Here is a 13,056-nt window from a genome sequence, read left to right as displayed (position 1 = left end):
AGTATTTTTACTCATTTTTCGCATTTCTTTCACCGCCAAATTTCCATTTAAATAAAGCATTTTGATTTACTAATGATGGATTATATATCTTATTTAAAATTGTTTCCAATGTTTCTAAATCCAAATACCTTGAAATCTTACCTTTTTCAGCCACAGATATAGACCCGGTTTCTTCACTCACCATTATACTTAAACAGTCTGATTTTTCACTTATGCCAATTCCTGCTCTATGTCTTGTTCCAAGCTCTTTAGATATATTGTCTGAGTCACTTAAAGGCAAGAAACAAGATGCCGCAACAATTCTATCTCCTTTTACTATAACAGCTCCATCATGAAGCGGGGTATTTGGGATAAAGATGTTTATAATCAAACTACTAGATACTAATCCGTCAACTTTAGTACCAGTTTCTACAATTTCATTTAATCCCGTTTGCCTTTCAATTATTATAAGTGCCCCTATTTTTTGACGTGCCAAAGAGCCTATAGCATCACATATTTCAGTAACTGTCTTAGGTATTACTACAACTTCTCTTGAGTTTCTAAACGAGCTTGAAGACCTTCCTATCAATTCAAGTCCCCTTCTAAGTTCAGGTTGGAACACAACTAAAATTGCAACTATTCCCCAAGTCATAACCTTATCCAACAGCCAATATATAGTGTAAAACTCTCCCCATTCACTAAGCTTAGTTAAAATTAAAATTACAATAATACCCTTTGCTAACTGTTCCGCACGTGTGCCTTGCCACAGCTTTAGACAATTATATGTTAGGACTGCAATTATAAAAATGTCTATTATATCTATTATTCGTATATAATTAAAAATTTCTTGTAAATTCATTTATATCTCCCGTTTAAATGTCACATCCGCTTGAATTATTATTGTTAAAAACAAACCAACAGCTATCAGTATATCTCCTACACTTATAATAGTTTTATACGGAAAAGGTAAATAAATTATATCCGAAAGCCAATACATTTTAGGGCTTCTAAAAAGTCCATGGCTTAAGCTCTTACCTTCCAGTATTATTTTAGCTCTATCAATTGGAATTTTATTTAAAAGTTCATACTTTACCGGCATCTTTTTATTAAGAATTATAGGAATTGAATTTAAAATAAAACCCATTCCTATAATATTCATGCCTTTATTTTGTAAATTTAATAAAAGTCCTATTCCCAATAATAAAAGGTATAGCACATGAATAAAACTGTAATAATTTGTAAACAAATGAGTTAAAATCCCAAAATCATATATAGTAAAAACTGTGAGCATAACATCTATTAGAACTCCTATAATCAAAATCCACAAATATTTTATATTTATAATGCTCAATTCAGTTTTTCCAAATATTTTTGCAATTATTATTCCAAAAATAAGTGCTAAAATAATCATCTTTATTCTCCTATAATATCATAATTAGCTATCTCTTATCAAAAAAGGATTTATCAATCAATTGACCTGATGATAAATCCTCTTCCTTCGTGTACTATTATTTTGCCTGTGTCACCTTTTAATTCGTTACTGACACCTCTAATTTCACTTGTCAAAATTTTTAATTCATCAGCTTCATATTCCATTCCATATGTAGAATAAATCATTTCCTCACTAATGGCTACAACACTTATATAAATATGTTCGTCTTTTTCAAAAAAATATTCACCCTTTTCAACATATTCTATTATATTGTTGTTGTCTACCATTATAGCTTTTGATTTGCCAAACAACTTTTGCAGCAAAAATATATTTGCCAACGTATGGTCTAATCTTGTGCCAGTAGCTCCGAATATCACTATCTCTTCAAATTCTCTTTCAAGTAATATCTCAATTGCAGCTTCTGTGTCTGTAAAATTTTTAACTGTGTTGTACACGTTCTTTTCTATATTATTATCTTCAATAAATTTTCGTCCTGTTTCATCTATGGAGTCAAAATCTCCAACTATTAAATTTGGTAAAACATTTAATTCGTAAAAATTTTTAATTCCACCATCACAACATACTATATATGAATCATTCAAATATTTTTTTAATATCTCTTCAGATACTTTATTTCCGGCGGATACAACTATTCCTCTCACTTTTCTATTTCCTTGAATGATTCTATTGCCTTCATTGGGTCTTCTGAACCAAAGATTGCTGAACCGGCTACCAATAAATCTGCTCCACTTTCATAAACTTTAAGAGCATTCTCTAATTTAACTCCGCCATCTACTTCAAGTATACACTCAGGATTTTCTCTGTCTATTATTTTTCTAACAGATGCTATCTTTTTATAAACTTGTTCTATAAATTTTTGTCCACCAAAGCCTGGATTCACGCTCATAATTAAAACTAAATCTAAATCTTTAATTGTATAGTCAAGTATACTTAAATCTTCTGCCGGATTTATAGCCATTCCTACTTTTACGCCTTTTTCTTTTACCAAATTTAAGGTTCTATTTAAATGTTTTGTAGTACTTGGATGAATTGTGATTATATCTGCCCCAGCCTTCACAAAATCATCTATATATCTTTCAGGCTGTTCTATCATCAAGTGCACATCAAAAGGTATATCTGTAATATTTCTAAGCTGAGATATTATATCCGATCCAAATGAAATGTTTGGCACATACATACCATCCATTACATCAAGATGTACATAATCTACTTTAGATTTATTCATTATTTCAAATTGTTCTCTTATTTTGGTAAAATCACATGCTAGTATTGATGGTGAAATCATGAGCGCTCCCTTTCTTTAAGTTCATTGTATATTTGTAAATAACTGTTATACCTAGATTCAGGTATTTCTCCTTCTTCAACTAATTTTTTTATTTTACATCCAGGTTCATTTATATGACAACAATCTTGAAATTTGCAATGTCTTCTATTTTTTTCAAACTCTCTAAAATGTTCTTTCAAGTCATCAGCTTTTACATCTAATTCAAAACTTGAAAATCCAGGAGTATCAAATACATATGTATCTTCATCTCCTGATATTATTTCAACGTGTCTCGTAGTGTGAGTCCCCCTCTTAGTTTTTTCTGAAACACTTCCTACTTGTACTTCTTTTTTTAATATATGACTTATTACAGTAGATTTTCCAGCAGCAGATACACCTGATAAAGCTGTTGTCTTTCCTTTTAAATATTCTCTTAATAAATCAATTGTAAAAGTATATTTATAAGATATCAAGAAAGTTTTGAACCCGGCTTTTCTGTATATTTCAAAAAGGTACTCCCCCTCTGATTTATCTAAGTCATATTTATTGATTGCTACTAAAACTTCAACTTCTTCTTCATAAGAAGCAATTATTTTATCTACTAAATTTAAGTTATATACTGGTTCCTTTGTAGGTATAAGCACTAAAACCTGATCCACGTTTGCAACTTTTGGCCTCTTTAATATGTTTTTTCTAGGATATATCTTTTCAATATATCCTAGATTATTTTCCATTTTAAATTCAACTATATCCCCAACTAATGGTTTTTTATCTTCATTCCTAAAAAGTCCTCTAGCTCTAGTTTCATAAACAACTTCATCACTCATTACATAGTAAAATCCGCCCGTAAGTTTTACAATTTTACCCTTCATATTTCACCTATTCAAAAACAGTGTTTTTAATAACTTTCCCGTCAAGAACAATTTCAAATCTATCTCCCTTTTTAGCATACTCAATGTTTTGTACAAAATCTTCCTTTAAATTTTTAAAATCGGCAAGTACATATTGCTTTCCATTTTTAGTATATCTTGTTATTGTTAAACTATGAGTTTCACCATCATCAGGTATATCTACATTTATTTCAGAAGGCCCTGTAGTATGTTCTTCTCTAGTTTGTTTACTTGAACTTTCACTATCTATATTTTCATTAGAACTTTCATCTTGTCCTTTACTTACAAATAATTCTATAGTTGTACCTTTATTTGCTTCTCCCTTTGGATTATAATCTGACACTTCTCCAAACTCTACGCTTGATGAATTAACTTCTTCTATCTTAACTTCAAATCCCAAACTTCTCAATGTAAACTCAGCATCTTCAGCACTTAAGCCGGAGACCTTGGGAATATTTACAAGTTCCTTATCTTTGCCCGATGAAATATAAAGCTTTATCTTTGAACCAGCCGGGACATTTTCTCCACTAGCAGGTTCTTGTTTAAATATTTGACCTTCTTCGACTTCTGTCGATGGTAAATTCGTAATATCTCCCACTAAAAGTCCCGCTTGGTCTAATAATATTTTTGCTTGATCCAATGTCTTCCCTACAAGTCCAGGAGCCGAGACTTCTTGAGGTTTTACATTTACTTTAATAGTGACTTTGCTTCCCTTTTTTATCTGTTCTCCTGCCTTTGGATCCTGGTCTAATACTTCTCTATCTTTTACATTTGAATTTTCACCCTGGTCTTCTACAGCCTCTATATCAACTATAAACCCCAATGTTTCCAACTCTTCTTGTGCTATTTTATCATTCTTACCGATAAGTTCGGGTACTGTTATTAAATCTGCTTTTTGTGAAGATTTAAATGCATTTGGTCCAACAAATATTATTAAAAATACGAGTAAAACTGCACATATAATACCTAATATAACAGGTAGCGAAGATTTTTCTTTCTTTTTTGGTTCTCTGGGCTCTATTCTCTTTGCCTCACGGTTATAATTTTCAGGCCTGCGTAAAGCTTTCTTTGATGGCTCTCTGCCATTGTTTGAATATAAATTAGAAGTTCTTTCTGTTCTTGCTGTACTTGTATACATATTAGGATTAGTTTTTCCAAGTTGAATATTTTTTATATCATTCATCAATTCCGAAACATCTGAATATCTATCATCTGGGTATTTTTGTGTCATTTTTAAAACTATTGAATCAGTTTCTTTAGAAATTTCAGGAACCACAGTAGAAGGTATCGGCATATTCCCCTGAACTTGCATAAGAGCAACTGATACAGGATTATCCGCATCAAAAGGAACTCTTCCGGTTAGCATTTCAAACATTACAATTCCTAGAGAGTAAATATCTGATCTGTTATCTACTTTTGAGCCCCTTGCTTGTTCCGGTGAAAAATAGTGTACAGAACCCATTATTGCATTGGTTGCTGTTACAGTAGCATTATCAGCAACTCTTGCAATTCCAAAATCTGTAACTTTTACCCTGTGGTCTTTTGTCACCATTATATTTTGACTTTTTATATCTCTGTGAACTATTCCTTTATTATGAGCTACTTTAAGTGCTTCTGTAATTTGAGCTAAATAATTTAAAGCTCTTTTTTCAGGAATTTTACCATCATCAGCTATTAACTCTTTTAAAGTTTTTCCATCTATAAATTCCATCACTATATAGTGCACTTTTTCGCTATCAACTTCTTCAGTTCCAACGTCATAAATACTAACTATATTAGGATGAGAAATACTAGCAGCAGCTAAAGATTCTCTTTTAAATTTTCTTATAAAATTGTTATCGTCATTATATTGAGCTTTTAGCACTTTTATCGCTACTATTCTATCTAGCTTGTGGCAATGAGCTTTATAGACATCTCCCATACCACCTGTGCCAATTTTCTCCAATATTTCATATCTATTGCCAAGTATTTTCCCTATCATTTAAACACCTACTCAATTTCTATAATAATAAATGTAATATTATCCATTCCGCCTGCATCAAGAGCTTTACTTAAGAGATTATCTCCCCAATTTTTCATCTCAGAATTCTTTAAAACTTCTAATATTTCTTCATTTGAAACCATATTAGACAAACCATCTGAACACATAAGTATTTCTCCAGTTGCTAAATCAAAATTCTTAACTTCAGCATTCAAATCTTCAGCAGTTCCAATCGCCCTTGTTATAACATTTTTCTTAGGGTGTTGTTTTGCTTCTTCCTCTGTTATTTCTCCTATTTCTACTAAGTAATTTACAAAGGAATCATCTTTGGTTACTTGTTCAATTTCTTCGGCTATTTTATAAATTCTGCTATCTCCGACATTTGTATAGTAAAATTTACCTTGATATATATACCCTATGCTAATAGTTGTTCCCATTCCTCTTAAATTTAAATCTTCTAAGGATTTTTTGTAAACAACTTCATTAGCAATTTTAACTGCTTCTTTTATTTTGGTGACGAGCTCATCGGAAGTTTTAAATTCACCACTTAACTCTTCAACAACCGTTTCAACAGCCATCCTAGATGCCGTTTCTCCGGCTAAATGACCTCCCATTCCGTCTGCCAAAATAAATAAATTTCCATTCTCATATGGAACATAATAAAAATCTTCGTTTATTTCTCTAATGTTCCCCTTATGAGTTCTATGAACAAACTTCATTAATACCACCTTCATACTTCCTTCTCAGTTGTCCGCATGATGCACTTATATCTCTACCAAGTTCTCTTCTTACAGTTACTTCTGCTCCATAAGATATGAGTTTGTACTTAAACATATCTATTTCTTCAGCTGACGGTCTACCTTTATGATACTCTTCTATTGAATTCAAAGGAATTAAATTTATATGATATTTAAATCCCTTTAATAAATTAAATAGTTCGTAAGCATCTGATATAGACGAATTTTCTCCACTAATAAGTGTGTATTCAAAAGTTATTCTACTATTATTTTCATCTGAATAATACTTACAAGCCTCAATTAGGCTTTTTAAATTATACTTTCTATTTACCGGAAGCACTTTAGACCTCGTGTCATCATTTGGACTGTGTAAAGATATAGCCAATGTAATCGGTAAGTTTTCCTTTGCTAAATCATATATTCTATCCACTATGCCACAAGTTGAAATAGTCATATTTCTATAACTCATGTTGTGTCCTTCTTCTGAATGAAGAATTTTTAAAAATTTTAATGTATTTTCATAATTATCCAAAGGTTCTCCGCTTCCCATCAAAATTATATTGGAAACTCTTATTCCCAATTTATTTTCAACGCTATATACTTGTCTTAACATCTCTGCCGGAGTTAAATTTCTTATGAGTCCTGCCTTTGTTGAAGCGCAAAATACGCAACCCATTCTACACCCAACTTGAGTGGATATACATTGTGAATAGCCATGCTTATACTTCATCAAAACTCCTTCTACTAAATTTCCATCACTCAGCTTAAATAAATATTTTTTAGTATCATCTAGTTTAGAAGAAAATTCACATTCTATTTCTGCAATATCTAAACTTCCAATTTCCGATATAATATCTTTGGGTAGATTTGAATTTTCAATGTCTATTCTCTTGTTTTTATTAAAAAAAGTGTATAGTTGTTTTGCTCGAAACTTTGGATATTTTTTCTCAACTATCCAATCCTCAAGCTCTTTTAGTGTCATATTATTAATTTTCATTTATCTTTACCAATCTAGTGATAGCGAAACCATCTGTTCCTTGAACATTAGGATACAATTTTAAAGTTTCTCTATCCATTGTCTTAAGTACTTCAAAGTTTGGATTTTCTTTTAAAAATTCCAAGATAACATCTTCATTCTCTTCACTTGTGATAGTACAAGTTGAATATATTATCATACCTTTAATTTTAACATATCTTGCTGCATTTTTTAGTATATCACTTTGAATCTTTGATAAACCTTTAATATTTTCTAAACTTCTATTCCATTTTATTTCAGGTTTTCTTCTTATCAACCCCAAGCCTGAGCAAGGAGCATCTACAATAACTAAATCAAATTTGTTTTCTAAATTCTTATTATATATTGTAGCGTCATTTTTTATTATTCCATTCGTTCTAAGGTTTAATCTTATAAAATTTTCGCCTACAAGAGATACTTTCTTGTCTGATATATCACAAGAAACTATAGTAGCATTTGGATTCAAAAGTTTTGCATTTATAGATTTCCCACCCGGTGCTGAGCACAAATCTAAAATATCTTCCGCCTTATAATCTGATAGCTCAACAGCTAAAATTGATGCTTCATCCTGAACATAAAATTGTCCTTGTTTGAAATTTTTTGTATCTATGATACCGCTTGGATTTTCAATTGAAAGTCCATATTCTGACATCTTTGTCTTGTCTACTATATATCCTTGATTTTCCAAATCTTTTTTCAACGATTCTCTGTCTATTAGATTAGTATTTACCCTTATTGTAAAAGGTGGCTTTTCATTATTAGCCATTAAAAGAGATTTCACAAAAATTTCATCATATTCTTTTAATAAACTTTGAACATACTCTATCGGATGTGAGTAGAGTATAGAAAACTTCTCCGCCACATTTTCAATTTCCTCAGTATAAAATGCAGACTGTATTATCTTTTCTTTTGAGTTTGATATGTTTCTAAGTATCGCATTTGTAAATCCTATAGAGCCTTTATTGCCATATATTTTGGCAAGTTTTACAGATTCATCAACCACTGAATAATTCGGTACTTTGTCTAAAAATAAAATTTGATAAATTCCTATCATAAGAATATTTAAAATAGTCTTATGTATTTTTTTTATTCTAATCTTTGAATTTTTCCTTATTACATATTCTAACAACAATCTATTTTTAACTACCCCTGTTGTTATTTGAGTTAATAAATTGTAATCTCTAATATCATCTCTAAAATTATATGCTATTAAAAGTTCTTCATTTAAAAAGGCCCCTTTATAAAGGACATTGTCAATTATAGAGAGCGCCTTTCTTCTAATATCTTTCATTATTCTATCTATCCCTCGAAATACTCAACAATCTCAACAGTTGAAGAACTGCCATAACTGTTGAAGCTACATAAGTAAGTGCAGCTGCACTTAAAACTTTTCTCGAACCGGCAAGAGCCTCTTGACTCATATAATTTTCTAATTCTATTTGTGCTCTTCTTGAAGCATCAAATTCAACAGGTAGTGTAATTATAGTGAATGCAACTGACGCAGCAAAAAATACTATTCCAACATTAACTAAAACTCTTGAAAAAATCATTCCCATGATTACCATATATATACCAAAATTTGAGCCTATATTAGCCATTGGAATTAAAACACTTCTAAGTTTTAAAGGAGAATATCCTTCTTGATGTTGTATGGCATGACCTACTTCATGTGCTGCAATTCCAAGAGATGCTATACTTTTTTTTGAATATACTCCATCAGATAGATTTAATTCTCTTGTCTGTGGATTATAATGATCCGTTAAATTCCCAGATACTCTATTTATTCTAACGTCGTATAATCCATGACTTTGTAATATACTCTTGGCAACTTCCGCTCCTGTCATTCCCGTTCCTGAATCAATTTTGGAATATTCAGAGTATGCTTTTTTAACTTTGTATTGAGCAAACAACGTAAGCAGTATCGCCGGCATTATATAAACTAAATAATTATATCCGTACAAAAAATCAACCTCCTAATACAATCCCTTTTTCAAGACTATTTCCCAACATAAAACTCTTTGAATCCATTCTCTTTTTATTTGGCATCTGAAGTTCTGTTATCCGTATTACTCCATCAATAGTCTTAACCTTTAAATCATCTAATAATTCTCCTGCTATTTTACCATATACATTTTCTGCCTTTTCCACTTTAAATATTTTTAATCTTTCTCCTTTGTATGTAGTAAAAGCTCCGCCTCTATCTACCATACCTCTAACTAATCTTTCAATTTGAAAAGTATTCATTGTGTTGAAGTCTATATTAGCTGTTTCTTTTGTTATCTTTTCTGCGTAAGTTGAAATTGACTCGTCTTGAGGAGTGTAATTTATATTTCCATTCTCCAAGTCTAATAAAAATTTTAAAATTAGTTTTGAACCCAACTTAGAAAGTTCCGCACTCAATTCTTCTGAATTCAAATTTTCTATAGACATAGATTCTGATAATGCAACATCACCTGTATCAAGACCCTTGTTCATTTTCATAATTGATATACCTGTTTCAATATCGCCATCAATTATAGCTCTATTTATAGGTGCTGCCCCTCTGAATCTTGGAAGTAACGAAGCGTGTATATTTATGCAACCATACTTTGGCATTTCAAGTATTTCTTTTCTAAGAATTTGTCCATACGCAACTACTACAAACACATCAGCCTCTACACTTCTCAACACTTCAATAGCTTCTTCACTGTTTATATCTTCAGGTTGATAAACTTTTAGTCCTAAATTTTCTGCACTTATCTTAACTTCGGGTGGTAATAGTTTTTTTCCTCTTCCTTTTTTTCTATCTTCTTGAGTTACAACTAACTTCACATCATGGTGTTTATTAATCGCCTCAAGAGGCATCACAGAGAATTCAGGTGTACCCATAAACACTATCTTCAAATTACTCTTCCTCACTTATATCTTCTAAATCATCTAAATCAAACATCTCTTCTGCTCTGTCAGAATATAAAATTCCATCTAAATGGTCTAGCTCGTGTTGTATCACTGTAGCTAAAAATTCACTTGCTATAATTTCATTTTTATTGCCATCTTCATCCATATACTCAAGTTCAAGTTCGCTATATCTCTTAACTTTCCCTTGTTTTTTTGGAATTGATAAACAACCTTCCATCCCAACTTGCTCTCCTTTAGAATTTTTTATAACTGGATTTATTAAAGTTAACCTATTTTCTTCCCTATCATCTATAACTACTATTCTCTTTAAAATTCCAACTTGAACAGCTGCTATCCCCACACCATTTTCGCGATACATTGTATCATACATATCGCTTATCAATTCTTTAACTTTTGGTGTTATTTCACTAACTTCCTTTGATTTTTTTCTCAAAATCGGATCTCCATCTATTCTAACATTTCTAATCGCCATTAAATCACCTCTTAAATTCTACATCTATATATATATTTAAACGTTCACTTTCATTTTTATGTTCATCTAATACCCTTTTTATCTGTTTAGATAACTCATCTACGCTTTCAGGTTCCACTTTTAAAGTAAATTTAACCTTGTGTACATTTTTAATTTTAGGCATTGATATTACTCTACTATATTGTACTTCATAACCGACTATTTTACTTCCTATATCCATTAAAATTTCATGAGCAAATTTTTCTAAACTTGGATTCACTTCTGATAAAAAATATATATTTATCATTTCAACAAACGGTGGATAATCATACAATTTTCTATTTTCTATTTCTTTCTTATAAAATTCTCCATAATCAGAACTTGCTGAATATTTTATAGAATAATTATCAGGTGAATAAGTCTGTACTACTACATATCCTTGATCTACTGACCTGCCTGCCCTACCTGCTACTTGCGTTAGAAGGTCAAATGTGCTTTCTTCAGCTTTATAATCTGAAATATGAAGTGATAAATCAGCAGCTATAACTCCAACAAGAGTTACATTTTCAAAATCCAATCCTTTAGCCAACATTTGAGTTCCTATGAGAATATCAGCTTCTCCATTCTTCATCATTTTATAAAAAGATTCATATGAATCCTTCTTAGTTGTTGTATCTCTATCCATTCTTATTATTTTTTTATCAGGAAAGAGCTTTTGACACTCTTCTTCAACTTTTTGCGTTCCTATTCCAAATTGCTTTATGTACTTACTTCCACAATTAGGGCAAACTTTTGGAACAGGCTTTGTTTCTCCACAATAATGACATCTCAATCTATTAATCGATTTATGATATGTCATTGAGATATCACAGTTATCACAATTTATTACATGTCCACAACTTCTGCAAGATATGAAGTGAGAAAAACCACGTCTGTTTAAAAATAGTATTGCCTGTTTGTTTTGATTCATTGTATTTTCAAGTTTCCTTTTAAGACTTTCACTAAAAATAGAAATATTTCCATTTAAAAGTTCTTCCCTCATATCTACTATTTCTATTTCAGGTAACTTTGCCCCTGTTACAGCTCTTTTATTCAAAGTTAGTAAATTATATTCGCCTTCTTTAGCTTTAAAATAACTTGTTACATCAGGAGTCGCACTTCCCAAAACAACTTTCCCTTTTAATAACTCCATTCTCTTCTTAGCTATTTCAATCGTGTCATATCTAAGAGAATTATGAAATCTGTAAGAGTTGTCGTGTTCTTCATCTATTATTATAAGCTTTAAATTTTCAAACGGAGCGAACACCGCTGACCTTGCACCAACAACTATATCAACTTCTGAATTCTTTATCTTACGCCACGCATCATATCTCTCCCCCCTTGATAATTTCGAATGAATGACTGCAACTCTATCTTTAAATCTACCTAAAAATCTTTCTATCATTTGAGGAGTCAGCCCTATTTCAGGCACTAACATAATGACTTGTCCATTTCTCTTTACAATATTCTCAGCTAATTTAAGATATACTTCAGTTTTCCCACTTCCTGTCATCCCATGTAGAAGAGATACAGTCTTATTAGTGCTTAAAACACCTTCCACGGCACTCAATTGCTCTATATTAAGTGTATGAGCTCTATAGTCCTTAAATTTTCTTAAATCTCTATATACTTCTCTATCAACTAGTCTTATTAAATTTTTACTCTGTAATGACTTTACTGGTGAATTTGAAATTTTCAAGTCAGCTAACAACTCAGATTGTTTTACACTTCCATTTTTAGATAGATATTTTATTACTGCAGATTGTTTGTCTGTGAGTTTGAAATTCTCATCAGATATTTTATCCAAGTAATCTTCTTCAAGCTCTATGAATATTTGAGTTTTAACTCCACTTTCAGTATCAACCAAGACTTCAGTTTTTATCTTTTTAAGTTCTATCATCGTAGAGATAAAATTTTTACTCTGATTTTCTAAATCATCTAATTTTAATATCTCTTCTTCAGATAAACCTTCTTTTGAGAGTATTTTAAATTTTGTCCTCACTGTTTTAAAATCTCCAGGAGGCATAATGGGAGCAAAACTTCGGTTAAAACTTGTTAGATATCTTTCATTCATATAGAACCCTAATTGAATCAAATCTTCCGTTAAAATTGGTTCATAATCGATTTGTCTTAATACCTTTTTTATTTTATATTCACTCTCACATGAATTTAAAACTTTTAAAACCATTGCAACTTTTGTTGAATTTCCTTGCCCAAATGGCACTAAAACTCTCATCCCCGGTTTTAAATCAAAATCAGTGGAGTATGTATACAAAATGTCTATTTTGGATATATTATTCTTTATGAAAACTTCTACAAATTTCATTTAAACCTCAACATCATAAAAAA

13 protein-coding genes are annotated in these 13,056 nt (G+C 30.9%); all 13 read right to left on the bottom strand.

Going from position 1 to position 13,056, the window contains the following annotated elements:
• Positions 1–7: 7 nt before the first annotated feature.
• The 13 genes from cdaA to priA are packed head-to-tail and all read right to left on the bottom strand — an operon-like array spanning position 8 to position 13,033.
• A complete protein-coding gene (gene cdaA / locus DYE58_RS08460) occupies positions 8–838 on the bottom strand; it encodes a diadenylate cyclase CdaA (RefSeq protein WP_004821371.1) in 831 nt (276 codons plus the stop codon).
• Positions 839–1,390 (bottom strand): DUF5317 domain-containing protein, encoded by a 552-nt coding sequence (locus DYE58_RS08455; RefSeq protein ID WP_004821370.1) that lies wholly within the window; start codon positions 1,388–1,390, stop codon positions 839–841.
• 53 nt (positions 1,391–1,443) lie between these two features.
• Entirely contained in the window at positions 1,444–2,073 is a 630-nt protein-coding gene (locus DYE58_RS08450; RefSeq protein ID WP_004821365.1) for a thiamine diphosphokinase, read from the bottom strand.
• Positions 2,070–2,717 carry a ribulose-phosphate 3-epimerase gene (gene rpe / locus DYE58_RS08445; RefSeq protein WP_004821361.1) on the bottom strand — a complete coding sequence of 216 codons (648 nt, stop codon included), beginning with the start codon at positions 2,715–2,717 and terminating at the stop codon, positions 2,070–2,072. Before rpe ends, DYE58_RS08450 begins: the two co-directional genes overlap by 4 nt.
• The gene (rsgA, locus tag DYE58_RS08440) at positions 2,714–3,568 is read right to left on the bottom strand and encodes a ribosome small subunit-dependent GTPase A (protein ID WP_115312201.1); all 855 of its coding nucleotides are present in this window, start codon (positions 3,566–3,568) and stop codon (positions 2,714–2,716) included. The genes rpe and rsgA overlap by 4 nt, the downstream gene beginning before the upstream one ends.
• Before the next feature lie 7 nt (positions 3,569–3,575).
• Entirely contained in the window at positions 3,576–5,567 is a 1,992-nt protein-coding gene (gene pknB, locus DYE58_RS08435; RefSeq protein ID WP_004821355.1) for a Stk1 family PASTA domain-containing Ser/Thr kinase, read from the bottom strand.
• A gap of 8 nt (positions 5,568–5,575) precedes the next feature.
• Positions 5,576–6,286 (bottom strand): Stp1/IreP family PP2C-type Ser/Thr phosphatase, encoded by a 711-nt coding sequence (locus DYE58_RS08430; RefSeq protein WP_004821353.1) that lies wholly within the window; start codon positions 6,284–6,286, stop codon positions 5,576–5,578.
• Positions 6,270–7,301: a dual-specificity RNA methyltransferase RlmN gene (rlmN, locus tag DYE58_RS08425; protein WP_004821352.1), complete on the bottom strand. Its 1,032-nt coding sequence runs from the start codon at positions 7,299–7,301 to the stop codon at positions 6,270–6,272. Before rlmN ends, DYE58_RS08430 begins: the two co-directional genes overlap by 17 nt.
• A complete protein-coding gene (rsmB, locus tag DYE58_RS08420; RefSeq protein ID WP_115312200.1) occupies positions 7,291–8,610 on the bottom strand; it encodes a 16S rRNA (cytosine(967)-C(5))-methyltransferase RsmB in 1,320 nt (439 codons plus the stop codon). The genes rlmN and rsmB overlap by 11 nt, the downstream gene beginning before the upstream one ends.
• 4 nt (positions 8,611–8,614) lie before the next feature.
• Positions 8,615–9,280, bottom strand: coding sequence for a zinc metallopeptidase (locus tag DYE58_RS08415; protein WP_004821345.1), 666 nt, complete (start codon positions 9,278–9,280; stop codon positions 8,615–8,617).
• A 4-nt stretch (positions 9,281–9,284) separates the two neighbouring features.
• Complete coding sequence (fmt, locus tag DYE58_RS08410; protein ID WP_245946121.1) at positions 9,285–10,193, bottom strand: methionyl-tRNA formyltransferase; 909 nt, start codon at positions 10,191–10,193, stop codon at positions 9,285–9,287.
• A 10-nt stretch (positions 10,194–10,203) separates the two neighbouring features.
• Positions 10,204–10,689, bottom strand: coding sequence for a peptide deformylase (def, locus tag DYE58_RS08405; protein ID WP_004821342.1), 486 nt, complete (start codon positions 10,687–10,689; stop codon positions 10,204–10,206).
• Between the two features lie 4 nt (positions 10,690–10,693).
• Entirely contained in the window at positions 10,694–13,033 is a 2,340-nt protein-coding gene (priA, locus tag DYE58_RS08400) for a primosomal protein N' (protein WP_115312199.1), read from the bottom strand.
• Positions 13,034–13,056 lie beyond the last annotated feature (23 nt).

It is taken from the genome of Peptoniphilus indolicus (genome assembly GCF_900454665.1).
In the GTDB taxonomy this organism is placed as follows: domain Bacteria; phylum Bacillota; class Clostridia; order Tissierellales; family Peptoniphilaceae; genus Peptoniphilus; species Peptoniphilus indolicus.
Note: the sequence above shows the minus strand (reverse complement) of the source record. Positions and strands in the feature narration are given on the sequence as shown.